This window comes from Curtobacterium sp. MCBD17_035, from assembly GCF_003234815.2.
GTDB lineage: Bacteria > Actinomycetota > Actinomycetes > Actinomycetales > Microbacteriaceae > Curtobacterium.
Genome location: NZ_CP126279.1, coordinates 702,720 through 721,325, shown reverse-complemented (window position 1 = coordinate 721,325; position 18,606 = coordinate 702,720). Strand labels below are relative to the sequence as shown.

Genomic DNA, 18,606 nt, shown 5'->3' with positions numbered 1-18,606 from the left:
CCGTCAGCGCAGCAACGCCCGCCGCTCCATGAGCGCGATCCGGCGGAGCAGCGGCCGCCGCTGCCCGGCCGGGAGGACCGCCACCGCGCCCCGGAACCGCCGCAGCTCCTCGCCGATCCCGTCCGGCGCCCCACCCGCCGGCAGTCCGGCCCGACGCCACGCGAACCACGAGGGACGGAACCCGACGGTCGCGAGCGCGAGCGCGTCGAACGCCTCGTGGACGAGCTCGGTGTCCGCGCGGGCGGCCCGCCACCACGACTGTGCCGTGATCTGGCCGGGGTGGCGTCGGTAGAGGACCGCCGGGACCCGGTCCCGCACGAGCCGGAGCCCCGCACCGGCAGCGCGGAGCCAGAGGTCGTAGTCCTCGGACGCGACGGATCGGCATCCGCCGAGGTCTCGGATCAGCCGGGTGCGCGCGGTCATCGTCGGGTTCATGAAGGGGTTCTCGAGCAGCAGCGCGAACGGCGCCGCCGCAGCGGACAGTCGGCGGAGCGGTTGCGGGCGCGCGACGGGTGTACCGGGGAGCCAGTCGACCGCGGGCGCGAACACGAGGTCCGCGGACCGTAGCAGGGCGAGCTGTCGCCGGAACCGGAACGGTGCGCACACGTCGTCCGCGTCCATGCGTGCGACGACGGGCGCCGTGACCTCGTCGAGCAGGGTGTTCATGCTGGCGGCGATCCCGACGCTCGGCCCGACCAGGACGCGGAGCCGGGCGTCCCGGATCCGCTCGAGCACCCCGAGCGTGTCATCCGTGCTGCCGTCGTCGCGCACCAGGAGCTCGCCGTCCTCGGGGAGCGCGCGGAGGACCGTCCGCACGGCCGTGCCGACCGTGCCGGCCGCGTTCCGGGCAGGCATGACGCAGGTGATCGTGGGCATGGCGGTCCTCCTCGGCGTTCCGGGCATGCTGCCCGGACCGCGGCGCGCCGCATCCGCCGGGAGGCACGGCACCACCGGTCCGCGCCCGTCGCGTCACCCGCGGCCTCGCCCCGAGCGGTGGGGATCCGCCGGAGGGCCGTCGCCCGCCGTCCCGGTCCGCCGCCACCTGCTCGGGCTCGGTTCAGTCGTCCTCGCTGATCGCGGCGAGGCGGAGCTCCTCGACATCGAACCGGCTCTGCACGCGCCGCATCACCGCGTCATCGATGGCCCGGGAGCGTCGGAGGTCGTCGACGGCCGCCCGCTTCGCCTCGAGCAGCGCGAGCCGCAGCGCGATGTCGGCCTGCTCGGCCTCCCGCTCGAGCTGGATCTCGTCGGGCTCGACGTCCGTCGCATCCTCAGCAGCCCCGCCGATCGGGTCCTCCGCGTCGGAGCCGTCGGCACCTGCAGCCATGGCTTCGCCGGCCGATCCGCCCGTGCCGCCGATCACCGCGGCGGACACGGTCACCCCGGCGTCCGCCGCCGCCCGACTCGCTGCCGCGGCGTCGCCCTCGGCGGCCTCCGCATCGCGCCGCAGCCGCTCGAGGCGGCGCCCGTAGTCGGCGCGCAGGTCCTCACGGACCTCCTCGGGCGACTCGAGCCGGCTCGCGACGTCGTCGAGCGAATCGAGCGCCCCCTGCAGGGCCGCCCGCTCCGCCTCGATCTCCTCCCGTTGCTCCTCGGGGTCCTCGGGCAGGCGTGCCCATCGCACGATCACGGGCATCGTGAGTCCCTCGACCACGAGCGTCACGAGGATGACGACGAACGTCGCCGCGATGACGAGGTCGCGGTCGTGGACCGGGCTCCCGTCGGACATGGCGCGCGGGACACCGAGCGCGGCCGCGAGCGACACCGCGCCCCGGAACCCGGCCCACGCGATCGGCATGCGCTCCCGGAAGTGCAGGTGCCGGTCGCGCTCCCCCGCACGCCGGTCGAGCAACCGGCTCGCGTACGGGGTCGTGTTGACCCAGAGGAACCGCATGCCGATCACCGCGGCGGTGCTCCCGAGCCCGAGCGCGAGTGCCGTCACCCAGTCGTCGTGGAGCACGGCGAGGAGCGTCGGATGGAAGTCGAGTCCGACGAGCACGAACAGCGCGCCGTTGAGCAGGTAGGACGTGACCTGCCAGAAGCCGTACCCCTGGATCCGCGCGTGCGCACTGATGACGCGGTGCCCGATCTGCGTCAGGAGCAACCCCGCCGTGACCACCGAGACGACCCCGGAGACGCCGAACAGCTCGGCGGGCAGGTACGCGAGGAACGGGGTGAGCACGCTGAGCGTGTTCTCGAGCAGCCGGTTGTCGAGGTACCGCCGCACCCAGTAGACGATGAGACCGACCGCCAGGCCGATCGCGATGCCGAACCCGTACGAGGCGAAGAACCGCACGACCGCGCCCCACACGTCGATGTCCTGCCCGCTCACCACGGCACCCACGGCGACGGAGTAGAGGACGAGCGCGGTGCCGTCGTTGACGAGGCTCTCGGCCCGGAGCGTCGTGATGAGCCGCCGGGGCAACCGCGCGGCCACCGCCGCGACCGCCGTGGCGTCGGTCGGGGCGAGGACCGCGCCGAGCGTGATCGACAGCGCCCAGGTCAGCCCGAGCAGGTGCGCGACGACCGCGACCACCGCGGCCGTGGCGAACACGAGACCCACCGCGAGCAGCGCGATCGTGCGCAGGTTGCTCCGGATCTCGCGCAGTGACGTGTTGAGGGACTCCCAGTACAGGAGTGCGGGGAGGAACAGCAGCAGCACCGCTTCGGACGGCAGCCGCACGCCGCCGAGCCCCGGCAGGAACCCGACCCCCGCGCCGAGCACCAGGAGGACGAGCGGCGCCGCGACGCGGATGCGTTGGGCGACCACGCCCCCGACGAGGATGGTCGCGCCGAGCACGACGGCGAGCTCGAGTCCGTCCACCCGTCCTGTCTACTCGGCGGCGGGCCGGGACACCGTCTCGGGGTCGGTTGCAGCACGTCCTCAGCAGCGCGGCGGGGACCTCCTCGGCGGGTCGCGACGGGACCTACTCGGCGGGTCGCGGCGCCTGCGGTGCGGCATGCCGGCGCCCGCGACCGGTCCACGCTCTCGACGGCGCGAGAGACGGCGGCCACACCCGGGACAGCACCCGGCGCCAGGGTGACACGGCTGCGTCGAGCCCGACCCGGACCTCCCGAACGGCGTCCCGCAACCGGTCCTGGTCGACCGGTGCGGTACCCGGTCGTGCGTAACGCTCGCGGTCGAGCGCGTCGACCACCGTCCCCAGCGGCGTCAGCGTCGCCGGCGGCAGGGTGGCGCCCAGGCGCGTCAGCACCGCTCGGGCCGTCCGGGCCGCGAGCGCGGGATCGTCCGGCGGCACCGTCGCCGGCGTGAACCCGTGGTCCGCGACGTCGTCGATCACCTCGCGCCAGGCGTTCGCGGCGGGATCGCGACCGGTCTGGACCAGTCCGAGACGACGACGACGGCGGAGGGTGCGGAACAGTCCCGGCCCGACCAGCGCACCGAGCGCCACGAGGACCGCCAGGGCGATCTCCCACGTCGCCGAGCCGCCGTCCGATCCGCCCGTGCCAGCGCCGGACGCAGCATCCGGCGTCGGCGACGCCGACGAGGGCTGCGCGGTCGGCTGGTTCGCGGGCGCGGAGCGGAGCGGCGTGACCGTCGGGAGCGAGGTCGGCGACGCGGTGGCGGGCAGCTCGGCGTCCGACTGGTCCTGTGCGACCGGCGTCGGCTCGAAGCCCACCCAGCCGGCACCCTTGATGTACAACTCGGGCCACGAGTGCAGCTGCCGGTTCGAGACGACGTACTCGCCGTCCTTCTGCGTGCCGCCCCGCCGGTACCCGACCGCGATGCGCGACGGGATCCCGAGCACCCGGGCCATGACCGCCATCGCCGAGGCGAAGTGCACGCAGTACCCGGCCCGCACCTGCAGGAACTTCGCGACGACGTCCATGCTGTCGCCGTCGTACCCCTGCTCGACGGGCGCCGTCTCGGAGTAGGTGAAGCGGCCGCTCCGGAACCACGACTCGAGTGCGCGTGCCTGCTCGTACTGGTCGCCCGCCGTCCCGGCGACGCGCTCGGCGGCGGCGCGGATGCTCCCGGGGAGGTTGCGCGGCAGCTGGAGGTCGGTGCGGAGCTGGGCGGACGTCGGACGGTTCCAGTCGCCACTCGTGATCATGCCGAAGCGACCGTGCTGGGCGATCGCGTCGAGGTAGGGGTTGGCGAACGTCGCGACCCCGTACGCCTGGTAGACGTCGCCGCGGCGGGTCGTCTGCCCGGTGGACCGGACGGTGTTCGACCGCCCCATCCACCGCCACTGGGTGAGGTCGAGCGCGGTCGACCGGGACTGGATCCCGACCGCACCCGACGGCAGCGGCAGGTACTGGCTCGACAGCCCGGTGACCCGGACCTGGACGTCCTCGCGGCTGGCGACCCGCGGGTTCACCCCGGTGGCGAACTGGCCCTGGTCAGCGCTCGGGGCGGTGCTGGCATCGACCACCGAGGGCACCCAGTCGCCCGTGCCGAACTCGTCGAGGTCCGCGAGCTTGAGGTACTCCGGCACCCCCGTCGTCGTCCGGTAGCGGAACACCTCGATCTCGCTCGGACGCCGCAGGTCGTCACCGAGTTTGAGGAGGGTGCCGGGGCGCCCGGGGTTGATCGGGGCCTGGATCGCGCCCGTGACCCCCGACAGCCAGCTGGCGTCGATCGGGACGACGGTCGGCAGGCCCACCGCGACGACGAGGGCGACCGCGCCGATCACCATCGCCGGGAACGCCTGCTGCACGGGCCGGACCGACAACCAGAGGACGAGCAGGAACGCCATGCCCGTGAGCACGACGAGCACCACGCTCGGCGCCGTTCCCGTCACGATCCCCGGGACGACGAGTGCGACGAACGCGGGCACGGCGGCGAGGGCGGCCGTGGGCGCGATGACCGCGACGAACAGGGCGACGCCGGCGGTCCAGACGAGCGTGACGGACACGACGAGCTGCACCGCGTCGGTCTCGGGGAGCGGCGCGGGGTTCACCTTGATCGCGAGCAGCGCCTGCCCGAGCGCGCCGCTGCGGTCGAGCCACCCGAGCGGCTCGGTGCCGTCGAGGATCGCCAGCGCGCATGAACCGCCGACGAGGGTGACGACGAGCGCGACGAAGCGGGCCCACCGCGGGCGGGTGCGGACGGCGAGCATCACGCCCACGAGCAGGGCGGTGACGACGAGCGCGGAGACCCACCACGCGATCCCCTGCACGAGCGGGCGGACGGCGAGCGACGCCACGACCACGGGCAGCGCCGCGGCGGCCACGAGCGTGCGGCTCGGCGTGCCCGGGTCCTCGTCGGTGCGGTCGTCGCGCTCGAGGACGTCACGGCCCGTGACCGGGCGACGGGCGGTGTCGGTCATCGGGCACTCCCACCCACGGGCACCACGAGGACGCGCCATCCGGCACGGTCGAGGACCCCGCGAGCGGCGGCGTCCGGTGGCGTGATCGCCACGAGGAGCCCGCGCGAGGCCGCGGGCGTGCGGGCGACGAGCTCGGACGCCTGCTCCGCCGTGCACTGGCCCGTGACGACCGCGGTCATGCCGTGCACGTCGACGGCGCGGACCTCGGGCAGGACCTCGGCCACCGGGCGCGCGTCGGAGCGCAGCGCGACATCGGCGAGTCCGACGAGCACGGACGCCAGGTCCCCCGCGGGCGACGGCTGGACGTCGTCCGCGGTGACGAGGGCGACGCGGGACGTCCGCGCGGCGAGCACCCGTGCGACGCTCGCGGCGACGACGACCGCGTGCTCGAACGCGGCGTCCCCGGCCATGTCGGACAGCTCCGCGAACGGGTCGCGGCCGAGCTCCTGGTAGGAGGCGCGGCGCACGTCGAGCAGGACGGTCGCCTCGGGCGGCTGGGCCTGTGCGGTCTGCCGGACGTGGAGTTCGCCGCGCTTGGCGCTCTGCCCCCAGTGCACGCGGCGGATGGGATCGCCCGGTCGGTAGGGCCGGAGTTCGCTGTCGTCCGCGGACCCGCCTTGGCCGGTTCGTCCGGCCTCGGCCGAGACCGCGCCCGAGAGCACGCCCGTCTCGATCGCGCCGAGCACCGTGGTGCGGGGCACGACGACGATCTCCTGCGCCGCCGCGACGACCCGGTCGACGTGGACGAGTCCGAACGGGTCGGCGACACGGACCGTCGCCGGACCCAACCGGGGACGACCGCGGCGCGCGGCGATGGCCTCGACGGTGAGCCGCGCCGGGGGACGACTCGACCCGACGTCGACGAGGGCCTCGAGGTCCCCTGCCGATGCGAAGTGGTCGTCGAGGCGGTCGCGCACGAGCACCCGCACGACGCCGAGCGCCCGCTGCCGACCCTCGACCAGCAGCGTGGCGCGGAACACGGCACCGGCCTCGATCGTCGTACGCGGGACCTGCCGCGTCGCCCGGATCGGTCCGGCGGCGACCATCGCGACGACGGCGCCGAGGACGACGAGCACGAGGACGAGGAGCCCGGCCGTCACCGCGAGGCTCGTCGTCGCCACGAGCCCGGCCCCGACCAGACCGATGCCCACCGCGACCGTGGTCCACCCGCGTGAGGTCGGCCGCGGCAGGGCGACCCGACCGCGGCGGGTCCCGGGCATCAGGACCGCACGGCCGCGGCGCCGAACGGCACCGCCGTGTCGGCGACGATACGGACGACGACGTCACGAGCGGCGTCCTCGGCACCGCCGCCGAGGTTCCGGGCGACGGGCACGAGGCGGTGCGCGAGCACGACCGGGGCGAGCGCGGCGACGTCGTCGGGGGTGACGAACGGACGACCCTCGAGCGCGGCGCGAGCCCGTGCAGCACCGGCGAGGTGCAGGGTCGACCGCGGACTCGCACCGAGCAGCAGGTCCGGGTGCCTCCGGGTCGAGCGGACGATGTCGACGACGTAGCCCTCAACGTCGGGCGCGACGTGCACGGCGTGCACGGCCCGGATCATCGTCGCGAGGGTCGCGACGTCGACGATGGGCCGCAGTGCCGACATCGGGTCGCCGACGCCACGGCTGCGGAGCATCTCGCGTTCGGCGTCGAGGCTCGGGTAGCCCATCGTGATACGGGCCATGAAGCGGTCACGCTGTGCCTCGGGCAGTGGGTACGTGCCCTCCATGTCGATGGGGTTCTGCGTCGCGACGATCATGAACGGCGACTCGAGGGGCCGTGTCACGCCGTCGACCGTGACCTGCGACTCCGCCATGGCCTCGAGCAGGGCGGACTGGGTCTTGGGGCTCGTCCGGTTGATCTCGTCACCGATGACCACGTTCGCGAACACGGGCCCGGGGGCGAACCGGAAGGACCCGGACGCCTGGTCGTAGATGTTCACGCCCGTCACGTCGGACGGCAGCATGTCGCTCGTGAACTGGATGCGGCTCACCGACCCACCGACCGTGGCCGCGAGGGCCTTCGCGAGCACGGTCTTGCCGACACCCGGGACGTCCTCCACGAGCAGGTGCCCCTCGGCCAGCATGACCGTCAGCGCGGTGCGGATCGCCTCGGTCTTGCCGTCCACGACCGTGCCCACCGCACGCACGATCGCGTCGCCCGCGGAGCGGATCTCGTCGACCGGGAACGATGCCCCCGCCCCGCCCGGTCCCCCCGGATCGGCGACGTCAGCGCTGTGTGGCAAGCCGGACCTCCAGGCTCGTAGGACGTGTCCGGGAATGCTACCTCGGGCCGATGGCAGCCCCCTCCGCGACGGCGGGCGCCGTTCTGTACCCCTCTCGGTGGCAGGATCGGTGCATGGCGGACCACGTTCTCGAGCCCACGACCGACACGGCGATCGACGTCTTCACGGCGGAGCGCGCGCCCATCCTGCGGGCGTCCCCCGGCGACACCGTCACCGTCCGCACGCTGAGCGCGGCCGGGTACCTCGAACGACAGCAGGAGCCGGGCCAGGAGGTCCCGACACTCATCACGAGCCGCCGCGGCCACTGCCTCGTCGGCCCCGTCGCGCTCACCGGCGCGCTGCCCGGGCAGGTGCTCGCCGTGCGGTTCGACGCCCTGGTCCCCGGGACCTGGGGCTACACCGGCTCGGGCGGCGTCGACAACGAGCTGAACCGGGCCCTCGGTCTCGCCGACACCGCGACGCGGGGCCCGCTGCTCTGGGACATCGACGCCGAGGCCGGCGTGGCACGGAACCAGCTCGGCCTGGGCGTCCGGACCGCACCGTTCCTCGGCGTCGTGGGCGTGCCTCCCGAGCCGACCGGCGAGCACTCGACCATCCCGCCGCGGCCCGTCGGCGGCGGGAACATCGACTGCCGCGAGCTCGTCGCAGGCGCGACGCTGTACCTCCCGGTCACCGTGCCGGACGCGCTCCTGTTCGTCGGCGACGGCCACGCGGCGCAGGGCGACGGCGAGGTCTCGGGCACCGCCGTCGAGTGCGACATGACGACGACGATGACGCTGTCCCTGCTCGACACGGCACCGGTCCCGGGCGTCCACGCTGACACCCCGGCGGGTCGGATCACCTTCGGGTTCGACGCCGACCTCAACGCGGCGACCGCCACGGCCCTGAACGCCATGGTCGACTGGATCGCTGCGCTGCACGACGTCACCCGCGCGCAGGCCCTGGCGATGGCCAGTGTCGCCGTCAGCATGCGGGTCACCCAGATCGCGAACCAGACGTGGGGCGTGCACGCGCTGCTGCCCCACGACGCGATCCTCGTCTGAGGCGGCGCACCGCCTCCGCCGTCGCGCGGCGTCGCACTGACTCGCACCGACGTCGCACCGGCGTCGATGAGCCGCGGAACGGACTGTGAACCGGGGCGATGCGCGGCTCCTGGTCCGTTCCGCGGCTCATCCCGCTGGCGCGGCCGCCGAGGGGCGCCGGGTCAGTCCGCCTCGCAGGCGATCCCGTCCTTGTCGGCGTCGAGCTTGCTGTTCGCCGAGTACAGGGCGTTGTCCTTCTTGACGGTGCCCTTGAGCTTGCGGTGCTCGACCGTGCCGTTGGTGTGGTGCACCGTGTTGTACGTCACCGAGGTCTTGGCGATGCCGCCCGAGTAGACCTTGTGCACGGCGGTGCAGTTGGCGTACTTGGTGGTGGCTGCCTCGGCGGCGGTGGCGTTGCCGACCCCGGCGACCGCGACCGCCGTGAGCACGAGGCCGATGGTGATGGCGCGCTTGCGCATGTTCCCCTCCGTGCGCCGCCGGGTTCGGGTCCGCGGCGCTGCGACCGGATCCACCGATCAGCGTCAGCATAGGGGTCGCGAGGAGTCCTCGCGTACCTCCGAAGTGGCGGCGTCCGGAGGGTCGTCAGTACGACGGATCCTGGCGCCGGCCGCTCCGCTCCCCGAAGGCGTCGAGGGCGTCGAGCACCTCCGGGTTCAGCCACACCCGGTTCCGCCGCTGGCCGTTGACCATCCGGAGGATCCCGCGCTCGGTCAACTGCTGCAGCGCGTTGTCCACCGCCGGTTGGCTTGCGCCCGTGCGCTCGCGTGCGAGCCGAGCGTTGAGTGCCGGGTGCTCGATGGACACCCGCGCGAGCCGTCGCGCCGTCGAGTCCGCACGGAGGCCCGTCAACCGACCGTCCCACTCGCGCTGCAGTCGCGCCAGGTCCTCGGCGAGCACGGTCGCGTTGCGGAGCGCTGCGAGTGAGGCCGTCGCGAACACAGCCACGATCGGGGCCACGTCCCCCCGCCGATAGGCGTCGAGCGCATCGAAGTACGCGTCGACGTCCGTGAGGATGCCGCTGCTGACCGGGATCGTCATGTGTCGGATCAGCCGACCGTTGCGGAGGATGGCCTGCACGAGCGCGCGGCCCGTCCGGCCGTTCCCGTCGGGGAACGGGTGGATGGTCTCGAACTGCGCATGTGCGACGGCCGCCTGGACGAGGACGGGGAGGTCCGTCCGCCTGGTGAACGCGACGAGATCGGCCATCGCATCCGCCACGCGTTCGTGGTGCGGCGGGACGAACGCCGCGTCGTGCGGGAGTGCGCCCCCGATCCACACCTGCTCCGCGCGGTACCCGCCGACCAGCCGGGGTGCGGAACTCTCGAGCAACTGGCGGTGCATCTCGATGATCGTCGCGTCGCTGATGTCGTCGGCGAGGGCGATCGCTGCTTCCATGGCGCGGACGTTGCGCACGATGAGCGGCGCGTTGCCCTGGATCCGCTCGTCGATCTCCGCCTCGGCGATGGCTCGAGCGCCGGAGGTCAGGTGCTCGATCTGCGAGCTCGACGCGGACTCGCTGCGGAGCAGGACGGCCGAGAACGGCGCCGGGAATCCCGCGAACTCGGCGTCGAACCGGGTGATCGTCCTGGACGCGTCATCGACCTCGGCGAGGACCTCGGTGGGGATCGTGAAGGGCATCGCGGCGATCGCCGGTGGAACTGCGGCGAGGTAGGGCGCGCGACGCCGCTCGGCTGCTCGTCGCGAGAGCAGGTCCGGGTTGTGCACAGGCGGGAGCACGCGCTCCTCGTACCGCACCGCCGGACCGTCCTGCCCTGCCGGACTCGCTCCTGAACTCATCGGTCGCCACCTCCTTGCATAAGGTTATGGCACAACCTTATGTAAGGCCGGCGCAACGACAAGGCCGGGACACCCAAGCGACCCGCGGACGCCAGCGGCATCTCCTCAACATCGCGACTACAGCTCGCCCTGGTCCCACTTGAACAGTCGCGCCGCGAGCAGCGCAGCTGCGATGCCGACCGCGGCCATCATCAGCCACAGCCAGTAGACCGAGACGAACGGGTCCGTCCCGGCGATGTCCGCCCCGATCGCCTGCATGAACCACGTGCTCGGGAACCCGTACGTGATGGAGCGCACTGCGTCCGGGAACACGTCGATCGGCACGACGGTGCCGGAGGTCAGGATGACGATGACCGGGAGGAACCCGGTGATCTGTGTGGTCACATCAGGGTTCGCGGACCGGCTCGCCAAGAGGTAGGCGAAGGAGAACAGCATCGCCAACCCGAGGACGAGGGTCACGAACAGTCGCACGATGTTGAACGACTCCACGTACCCCTGGCTCCAGGCGATGAGCACGATGACGATCGCCTCGGCGATGCCCAGGGCCAAGCGCACCGGGCTCTGCGCGAGGATGAACGCCATCCGTCTGACCGGAGTCGTCCCGAGCAGCCGGAGTGTGCCGCGTTGCCGGAGCGCGACCAACGGCACGGAGGTCCCCATGAACGCGATCGCCATGAACCCGGTGACCAGCACCGTGGCGAGATTGACCCGCAGTATGTCGGTCTCGGCCTCGCCGGAAGCATCAGTGACGACGATGTCCGCCGACGGGATCCCGGTGGAGTGCACCGCGGCGACGAGGTGCTTCCACGCCGGTTTGGTCTTGCCGACGAGCACGATCCGCGCGCTGTCATCCTCGACCGTGATCCTGGCGGTCGCCGCGTCCTCCGCCCGCACGGCGATGTCGCGGTTCCGCAACGCCTCGACGACCTGCGCGGTGTGTGGCCCGTTCGCGACCGACGCAACTGGAGCGGGCCGACCGCCGTTGATGACGAAGTCGATCCCGACCATCAGGATCAGGAAGAAGAAGAACATGAACATCAAGGCGATGACCGTCTTGATGTTCCGGAACAGCTCTCGAGAGCTCAACAACACCAGTTGCCGGAACGCGTCGCGATGGGTCGACCGCGCGGAGGCGCTCGGTGCGGTTCTCATGGCCGGTTCCCTTTCGTCGTCGCCCCCCGGCGCACGCGACGTTCGTCCGGCAGTTCTGCGAGCTGCAGGAAGATGTCCTCGAGGCTCGCCTGGCGGACACTGAGCTCGCGAGCCCGCAGGGTCCGGGCGAACGTCACTCGACGGATCAGTTCGTCCGGGTCCTCTGTCGTGACCTGCACGCGGACACCTCCCAGCACGGGTTCGGAGCTGTACGGAGTCCGCAGGGCGGCGCCGATCTGCTCATCGGCGACGGTCGGGGCCACGGTGAAGGCGACGTCACTGGTGGTCGCGTGCTGACGGATCAACTCGTCCGGGCTGTCGAGTGCAGCCAGGCGCCCGCCGACGATGATGGCGACACGATCGCAGACCGTCGTCGCTTCGTCCATGTGGTGTGTGGAGAGGACGATCGTCGTTCCCCTGTCCCGCAGGCCGTGGATGATCTGCCACAGTGCCTGTCGTGCCGCAGGATCGAGGCCCGCGGACGGTTCGTCGAGGACGAGGACCTCGGGATCTGCGACCAGGGCCACAGCGAGGAGGAGCCGGCGCGTCTGCCCGCCGGACAATCCCTTCGTCCGTTCGACCGCTTGATCCGAGAGACCGACCTCGGCGAGCACGTCCGCGACGGGGCGGGGTTGCTCGTGGAACGAGGCGAACAGCTCGAGCGTTTCCCGCACGGTGAGCGTGTCGAAGAGGCTCGCCGACTGCGGCTGCACCGCGACACGACGTGTGATCGCTTGTCGCTCGATGGCTGGGTCGAGTCCGAGTACGCGGATGACTCCGCTGGTGGGACGTTGCAAGCCCACCATGCATTCGATGGTGGTCGTCTTGCCTGCTCCGTTGGGACCGAGGAAACCGAACACCTCGCCGCGGCGGACCTCGAGATCCAGATCCTGCACCGCGGGGAATTCCCCGAACGACTTCGAGAACGCGGCAAATTCAACGACGTTTTCCCCTGCCCGCCCTGGTCGTGCGCTCGTCTCGCTTCGCATGTGCCCCTGACTCACCGCTGCGGTTGACCAGCTCCCGGGAAAACGCTTCGTTGCGTCGACCACCACGATGACCGCCAGCCCCCGACACCCGGCCGCCCGTAGATTAGCGAGCATCATTCGAACAAGCAACCCGTCGCTCCGTTGCTCGCGTCGCCATCGTGCCGATCTCCCCGCGGTGATCCGGCGACCCCGTTGGGACGCGAGTCGACATGGCGTCGGCGGCAGGCCGAAGCAATCTGCGGGGCTCGCACACGACGCGCGACGGGCAGCGGCACAGGAGGGGACGCGACACGACGGCCGCGCCCCCTCGAGCCGCTCCCCACCCCGCGCATGCCGATCGGATACGGCCGCGCCCTGGGGCTCGCGAGGAGCGACGCCTCTGCTGTGTACGTGTCCGCGCACCGGATCAGACGACCCGGATGTGATCGCGCGCGCGACGGAGCCGATGCTACGAGTCCCCAGAATGGCGGACAACGGGCGCGTTGTCCCCATTTCGAGGGTCTGCGTGGCGCGGCTCAGGCGCACCGGTCCGGGAGGCGGTGGTCCCGCCCGCCGCTCGGCTCCCCTATGATGGTGGTCGCGTGCTCGCTCCGGTGGGCACCGGGAGACGTCGCATAGTCAGGCCTAGTGCACCACCCTGCTAAGGTGGAGTTCCCTTTTGGGAACCGTGGGTTCAAATCCCACCGTCTCCGCCGTATCCGGCGTCGAGCTCCACGGATCCCTGCTCTACGGGTTCTGAGCCACCGCTGCCCGCCCCGCCCGACCGCCTACCCCGCGACCCCCGAGTCGTCCACGTCGGTGAGCACCAGCGTCAGGGGCGACCCCTCGGCCGGGAACGCGACGTCGGGCGCCCGCCCATCGTTCCGGTACGGCCCCGCGTCCCACCGGAGCGTCCACGCGACGCGGCGGCCGCTGTCGTCGAAGGCGTCCGTGACGGCCGTCCGCACGGCCAGACCGGGGTACCGCGCGGGGTCGACGGACCGCTGTGTGAGTTCGGGCGGGGTCGTGGTGGTCGGGATGGGCGCGTCCGCGACGCTGTGTGCGCTGCCGACGCTCGCCCCGCTCGCCCCGCTCGCCCCGCTCGCCCCGCTCGCCACCGTGATCGCGCGAGCCGGTCCGTTCGATCGCGCGTAGCCGATGACGACGTCGTCCGGTGCCGCTGCTGGAACCGGTGTCGACACGCTCGTCACCGCGATGCCCTGCTGCGCGGTGCCGAGTCGGGCGAGGTCGTAGGCCCCGCTCCAGGCCGACACCTGCGTCACGACCCACTGCCGGGAGGCCCCGTCCGGCCTGGCCACGAACAGCTGCGTCGTCCGCCCGCTCCCGCTGCCGACGTACTTGTAGTAGGCGATGACCGGTCGCCCTGCACGGTCGAACCCGATGCGCGTCGCGTCGTTGAGCAGACCGCTCCCGGTGAGTGGGAGGTCATCCACCACGACCCCAGGCGTCCCGAACGTGATGGTCGGCGGGAGCGTCGTCCCGTCGAGGCCGTACCACTGGCGCAGGTCCTGGCTCCGCGCCGCCGAGAGCCCTCCGTTCGTGTCCGCGTCCGTCGGGTCCCCGCGCCAGACCCACACCATCCACCACCATCCGTCGGGCCCGGGCACCGGCACGCTCGGATAGGGGCTGACGTCGCTCGACATGCCCTCGAGCAGGATGCGGCCGTCGGGGTACGGCGCGTACCGCACGTCCTCCCCCGCGACGCTCACCCACCGCTTCGACGACTCGACGTACCCGTAGAGGAACTGGTTGCCGCGGCCGGACTCCCCGTTCCGCCACGACAGGAACACCTGCCCCTGGGGGCCTCGGAAGAACGTCGGGTAGCTGCAGGCGCCGAGCTCCGCACCGGCGTCGAGGTACCGCCGGACCTCGGCGCCCGTGCGGTCCTTCACCACCCAGACGCCCTCCATGGGCCCCGGCGCGTCCTTGCTCCGGAGCGTGGTCGGGTCGTCCGGCGACGTGGTCCGCCAGTACCGGAGCGCGGTGTTGTGGTTGTTCCCGGTGACGTGCAGGTCCCCCTGCCGGTCGACGACCGCGGACACCGAGTTGTGCGAATCGTTGATGTTCCCGTTGCTCGCCGTCGCCGTCGCCTGCCCCTGGTCGAACACGACGGCGGCGCCGGCACCGTCGAGCAGCGTGGTGTCCGATCGGGTGCGGGCCGTCGCGGCGGAGACGTCGACGTCGAGCACGCCCATCGTCCGGTCGGTCCGGTACCGCGCGATGAGGACGTGCCCGTTCCGGGGGTTCCGCACGACCGCCTGCGGGATCATCATCCCCGCCCAGCAGTGCGCGGGACTCCCGTCGGGGGCCGGGACGCTGACGGTTCGGACGACGCTCATGGCACTCCTCCTGTCCGAGCCGACGATGTGTCGACTCGGGCAGGACGGTACGACGAGCACACCGGCCGGGAGGCCCGGCTCCGGCCCCGCTCACCCCGCACGTCACCTCGTGGTCGCGTCCGCGACCCGAGTGTTCCTCCGGTCACTCGGCCGCGACCGATTCGGCTCCGCTGCCCGGTCCGGCTCGTCAACCGGCCGCGACCGCGCAGGTCCGCTGCTGCGCGGTCTGACCGGTCACGCCGCTGATCGTCTCGGGACGTGCGGAGGCTGAAGTCCCCTCGTGCCCCGCGCCTCCCGACCCTGCCGAGCCGGAGCCGGAGCCGGAGCCGGAATCGGCGTCGGAGCCGGAGCCACCGGAGCCGGAGCCGCCGGAGCCCGCACTGCCGCTGCCGCCTGAGCCACCGCCGCTCGCACCCGAGGACCCGCCCGCCGCGCTGGACCCACCCGACCCGCTCGACCCACCGCTGACCGACTCCGACCCACGGCCCACCGACCCCGCGGCGAGCGAGAACGACCGATCCGAGCGCACCGCCGCCATGAGCTGGCGGGCGGTCGTGGAGTCCGGAACGACCTTGCCGGGGTGGTCCGGGTCGTCTGTGGCACCCGGGTACTGCACGAACGTGATGCGGTCGAGTCCGATGCCCTGGAACGTCCGCGCCATGGCGACCATGGTCGACGGATCCGTGAGTGTCGTCGAGAGCTTGACCGTGTGCGAGGCGACGCGGGCCAGCCCGTACAGCTTCGCCGGATCGCCGAGCGTGCCGTTGCCCTTGACCTTCCGCACGAGCGACGACAGGAACTGCTGCAGGCTCGAGATCCGGGACAGGTCGCTCTGGTCGCCGATCCCGTGGCGGTCGCGGAGGAACGCCAGCGCGGTCGCCCCCGACACCGTGTGCTCGCCGGCGCGTAACCGGAGGCCCGTGTACGGGTCGTCGACGTCGTCCGTCACGCAGACGGGGACACCCCCGATCGCGTCGGAGAGTCCGATGATGCCGTCGAAGCTCATCTGCGCGGCGTACGGGATGCGCAGTCCGCTGACCTGCTCGACGGTCCTCACCACGCAGCCCAGGCCGCCGCGCCCGTACGCCTCGTTGAGCGGGGTGTCCTGCACCGCGGCAGTCGTCGTCCCGTGGCTCGTGCAGGCCGGCTGGTCGACGAGCAGGTCGCGGGGGAAGCTGATCGCGACGGCCTGCGTGTGGTCCGCGGACACGTGCAGCAGCACGTTCGCGTCGTTGAGCGTCGCCTGCCGGAGCCCGTACTCGGTGCCCTGCCCGGGGTCGTTGTCGGCAGCCACGGCCAGGACGTTGAACGCGCCGTCGGTGCTCTGCCCGCCCGCTCCCCCGACGTCGACCGCGTTCTGGGCGATCCGGTGCCCCAGGTCGTAGGCGGCGTAGGCGGTGAGTGAGCCGGCGGTCACGACACTGATGCCGGCGAGCATCGCCACACCCACCAGGAGTCGCGCCGGCCGGAACCCGCGGTGCCGTCGACCGTGCCGTGCGCCGATCACACGACCACCCGGACCTCGGAGGATCGTCGGCTCCCGCCGCGGGTCGGTGAGGTCGTCGAAGTCGGACACGACGCTTCCTCCTGGCAGTTCGGGCTGACGGCTCGGGTGCCGTCGTCCGCGGGGACGATACCCGAGCGGGTGGCCACCGCCGGGATCCCCTCGGCGTGCCCCCGAATGGGGGTCACGTCGAGGGAGCGTCAGGCCCCCGCGCGCGCGATCGAATGCCCCTTGATGACGCGGTCCGCGCCCGTACGGATCGCGTTGACGAGCTCCGACATCGCGACGCTCGGCGGTCCGGCACGCGACACGAGCGTGAACTCCGTCCAGCCCGGGTCCGGCAGTCCGGTCAGTGGGACCAACCCGGCCGGGAGGATCGACCCGGGGTGCACGGTCACGCCCAGCCCGGCGTACACCGCTGCCCGGATGCCCTGTTGGCTCGCGGACACGCAGGTGATCCGGTAGGGCCGGCCGGCACCCTCGAGCGCGGCGACGGCGGCATCACGGGTCACGCTCGTCCCGGGGTAGGTGACGAGGTGCACGGGTTCGTCCGGGTCGACGACCTCACCCTCGCGCCCGGCCCACACGAGCGGGTCGCGGAACACCAGGTCGCCGACGTCCTCGCTCGGACGGCGCTTGACGAGGGCGAGGTCGAGCCGGTTGCTCCGGACCTCCTCGCGCAGTTCCGCGGTCAGCCCCACCCGGAGGTCGAGGTCCACCGAGGGGTACGCGTTCCGGAAGTCGAGCAGGATGTCCGGCAGACCGGTCGCGACGATGTCCTCGGACGCACCGAACCGGATGTGACCGGCGAGTCCGGTGTCCGTGAAGTACGCCTCGGCCTGTCCCTGTGCGGCGAGGATCTCGCGGGCGAAGCGGACCATGGCCATGCCGTCGGGTGTCAGCTCCACGGCGTGCGTGTCCCGTCGGAACAGTTGCCGACCGGTCTGTCGCTCGAGTCGGGCGACGTGTCCGCTGATCGTCGACTGCCGCAGACCGAGGTCCTTGGCAGCAGCGGTGAAGCCCCCCGTGCGCTCCACGGCGAGGAAGCTCGTGAGCAGTGCGGTCTCGAACATCATGGGCCCTCCTATCACGAATTGCGATCACGCTAGCAGCGGTAGCCGAGTTCCGCGATGGCAGCCGTTCAGTGGAGGTCGCGTCTGTGGGTCCCTCGGTCGAACGCAGCGAGCGCGTCGGCGAAGGCGTCGAGGTGACGGATGGCCGCGACGAGGTCCTCGTCCCACACCGCCCCGAGCGCTGACGCCAGCGAGCTCGCGCGTTCCGCGGCCCCGACGGCGACGTCCAACCCGTGCCGGCCGGCGACCTCACGCATGTAGAAGGCGTCGAGCACGGGCAGCTGCGCCGCGAGCCAGTCCGCACTCACCGGGCGATCGAGGCGCCGGAGCGTCCACTCGGCGAGGACGGCGAACCGACCGGCGTCGGATCGGCAGGCCCGGAGCGCGGTCGCATCGAACGCTCCGACGTCGACCGGCGGGTCGCTCCGATGACGCTCGATGGACGATGTCGGGTACGGCACCGCGAGCAGACCCTGCGCGATCTGCACCCGCTCGAGCATGTGCGCCGGCGTCCAGGGCGCGATGACCACGCCGACGTAACGCTGTACCTGGACGAGCCGCAACGCCTCGAGCGGGACGAGGGCCTCGCGCACCGGAGTCCGGGACACCCCGAGTTCGGCGGCGATCCCGTCGAGCCGCAACCGCTGCCCGGACCGGTACTCCCCGCGCAGGATCCGGTGGACCAGCCGCGTGAACACCGCGTCGCGCAGGAGGTCACGGCGCACCGCGCCACCCACCCCTGCGTCCGGACCGGTCATGCCCGCACCCGGCGTCTCGTCGATCGGCACGACGCCGGTGTCGGGCCCGACAGCACCCGCGCCCGTCGCTGACCGACCGAGCCCGGCGGCTGGCGCAGCGTTGTTCCGCGCACCACCATCGGCGGGGGACGTCGTCCGTCCACCCGGGACCGGGGTGCGATCTGAGCGGTGCATCACGACACCCTCACTCAGCGGCATCGGCCCGTGCCCCGCTGGATGTGCCGACTCGGGACGAGCGCACTCGGACCCTCGATGTGGACGGGGCAGCACTTCAGATCGCGGGCGCTGCCGCAGCTGCCGATCGCAGCCGTCCGGCCGACCCCGACGACGGTCGTCCGCGCCACCGCACCCGTCCACGCCACCGCACCGACCTGGATGCCCCGCGCTCGCCCCGGTTCGACTCCGCCCTGCG

Annotated in this window: 14 protein-coding genes and 1 tRNA gene; 2 read left to right on the top strand and 13 right to left on the bottom strand. The window is 72.4% G+C overall.

Annotation, left to right across the window (positions count from 1 at the left end):
- Positions 1-3: 3 nt before the first annotated feature.
- The 5 genes from DEI93_RS03475 to DEI93_RS03455 form a co-directional block, all read right to left on the bottom strand.
- A complete protein-coding gene (locus DEI93_RS03475) occupies positions 4-876 on the bottom strand; it encodes a glycosyltransferase family 2 protein (RefSeq protein WP_181436042.1) in 873 nt (290 codons plus the stop codon).
- A 181-nt stretch (positions 877-1,057) separates the two neighbouring features.
- Complete coding sequence (locus tag DEI93_RS03470; RefSeq protein ID WP_111119835.1) at positions 1,058-2,824, bottom strand: Na+/H+ antiporter; 1,767 nt, start codon at positions 2,822-2,824, stop codon at positions 1,058-1,060.
- 103 nt (positions 2,825-2,927) lie between these two features.
- Complete coding sequence (locus DEI93_RS03465) at positions 2,928-5,294, bottom strand: transglutaminase TgpA family protein (RefSeq protein WP_111119836.1); 2,367 nt, start codon at positions 5,292-5,294, stop codon at positions 2,928-2,930.
- The gene (locus DEI93_RS03460) at positions 5,291-6,514 is read right to left on the bottom strand and encodes a DUF58 domain-containing protein (protein ID WP_111119837.1); all 1,224 of its coding nucleotides are present in this window, start codon (positions 6,512-6,514) and stop codon (positions 5,291-5,293) included. The genes DEI93_RS03465 and DEI93_RS03460 overlap by 4 nt, the downstream gene beginning before the upstream one ends.
- Positions 6,514-7,539, bottom strand: a complete 1,026-nt coding sequence (locus DEI93_RS03455; protein ID WP_220037881.1) for an AAA family ATPase — start codon at positions 7,537-7,539, stop codon at positions 6,514-6,516. Before DEI93_RS03455 ends, DEI93_RS03460 begins: the two co-directional genes overlap by 1 nt.
- Before the next feature lie 113 nt (positions 7,540-7,652).
- Here DEI93_RS03455 and DEI93_RS03450 point away from each other — a divergent pair, with 113 nt between their 5' ends.
- Positions 7,653-8,582, top strand: a complete 930-nt coding sequence (locus tag DEI93_RS03450) for an acetamidase/formamidase family protein (protein WP_111119838.1) — start codon at positions 7,653-7,655, stop codon at positions 8,580-8,582.
- Between the two features lie 161 nt (positions 8,583-8,743).
- Here DEI93_RS03450 and DEI93_RS03445 read toward each other — a convergent pair whose 3' ends face one another.
- From DEI93_RS03445 to DEI93_RS03430, 4 genes are all read right to left on the bottom strand, one after another.
- Positions 8,744-9,040 carry an excalibur calcium-binding domain-containing protein gene (locus tag DEI93_RS03445; protein ID WP_111010079.1) on the bottom strand — a complete coding sequence of 99 codons (297 nt, stop codon included), beginning with the start codon at positions 9,038-9,040 and terminating at the stop codon, positions 8,744-8,746.
- Between the two features lie 124 nt (positions 9,041-9,164).
- Positions 9,165-10,379 (bottom strand): Fic family protein, encoded by a 1,215-nt coding sequence (locus DEI93_RS03440; RefSeq protein ID WP_111119839.1) that lies wholly within the window; start codon positions 10,377-10,379, stop codon positions 9,165-9,167.
- Positions 10,380-10,496: 117 nt separating this feature from the next.
- Complete coding sequence (locus tag DEI93_RS03435) at positions 10,497-11,531, bottom strand: ABC transporter permease (protein WP_111119840.1); 1,035 nt, start codon at positions 11,529-11,531, stop codon at positions 10,497-10,499.
- Positions 11,528-12,586, bottom strand: a complete 1,059-nt coding sequence (locus DEI93_RS03430; RefSeq protein ID WP_181436043.1) for an ABC transporter ATP-binding protein — start codon at positions 12,584-12,586, stop codon at positions 11,528-11,530. The genes DEI93_RS03435 and DEI93_RS03430 overlap by 4 nt, the downstream gene beginning before the upstream one ends.
- A gap of 537 nt (positions 12,587-13,123) precedes the next feature.
- Between DEI93_RS03430 and DEI93_RS03425 the strand changes: the two genes are divergently transcribed.
- Positions 13,124-13,212: transfer RNA gene (locus tag DEI93_RS03425), tRNA-Ser, on the top strand.
- A gap of 75 nt (positions 13,213-13,287) precedes the next feature.
- Here DEI93_RS03425 and DEI93_RS03420 read toward each other — a convergent pair.
- The 4 genes from DEI93_RS03420 to DEI93_RS03405 form a co-directional block, all read right to left on the bottom strand.
- Positions 13,288-14,859, bottom strand: a complete 1,572-nt coding sequence (locus tag DEI93_RS03420) for a BNR repeat-containing protein (RefSeq protein WP_111119842.1) — start codon at positions 14,857-14,859, stop codon at positions 13,288-13,290.
- A 187-nt stretch (positions 14,860-15,046) separates the two neighbouring features.
- Positions 15,047-16,435 (bottom strand): LCP family protein, encoded by a 1,389-nt coding sequence (locus DEI93_RS03415; RefSeq protein ID WP_111119843.1) that lies wholly within the window; start codon positions 16,433-16,435, stop codon positions 15,047-15,049.
- Between the two features lie 128 nt (positions 16,436-16,563).
- Positions 16,564-17,439 carry a LysR family transcriptional regulator gene (locus DEI93_RS03410; protein ID WP_220035650.1) on the bottom strand — a complete coding sequence of 292 codons (876 nt, stop codon included), beginning with the start codon at positions 17,437-17,439 and terminating at the stop codon, positions 16,564-16,566.
- Between the two features lie 65 nt (positions 17,440-17,504).
- Positions 17,505-18,224, bottom strand: coding sequence for a GntR family transcriptional regulator (locus DEI93_RS03405; protein WP_181436044.1), 720 nt, complete (start codon positions 18,222-18,224; stop codon positions 17,505-17,507).
- Between the last annotated feature and the right edge of the window lie 382 nt (positions 18,225-18,606).

Excerpts from the sequence above, each read along its gene's own strand:
- DEI93_RS03440 (WP_111119839.1), bottom strand. The coding sequence starts at position 10,379 with ATGAGTTCAGGAGCGAGTCCGGCAGGGCAGGACGGTCCGGCGGTGCGG.
- DEI93_RS03475 (WP_181436042.1), bottom strand. The coding sequence starts at position 876 with ATGCCCACGATCACCTGCGTCATGCCTGCCCGGAACGCGGCCGGCACG.
- DEI93_RS03465 (WP_111119836.1), bottom strand. The coding sequence starts at position 5,294 with ATGACCGACACCGCCCGTCGCCCGGTCACGGGCCGTGACGTCCTCGAG.
- DEI93_RS03450 (WP_111119838.1), top strand. The coding sequence starts at position 7,653 with ATGGCGGACCACGTTCTCGAGCCCACGACCGACACGGCGATCGACGTC.
- DEI93_RS03420 (WP_111119842.1), bottom strand. The coding sequence starts at position 14,859 with ATGAGCGTCGTCCGAACCGTCAGCGTCCCGGCCCCCGACGGGAGTCCC.
- DEI93_RS03410 (WP_220035650.1), bottom strand. The coding sequence starts at position 17,439 with ATGATGTTCGAGACCGCACTGCTCACGAGCTTCCTCGCCGTGGAGCGC.
- DEI93_RS03445 (WP_111010079.1), bottom strand. The coding sequence starts at position 9,040 with ATGCGCAAGCGCGCCATCACCATCGGCCTCGTGCTCACGGCGGTCGCG.
- DEI93_RS03435 (WP_111119840.1), bottom strand. The coding sequence starts at position 11,531 with ATGAGAACCGCACCGAGCGCCTCCGCGCGGTCGACCCATCGCGACGCG.
- DEI93_RS03460 (WP_111119837.1), bottom strand. The coding sequence starts at position 6,514 with ATGCCCGGGACCCGCCGCGGTCGGGTCGCCCTGCCGCGGCCGACCTCA.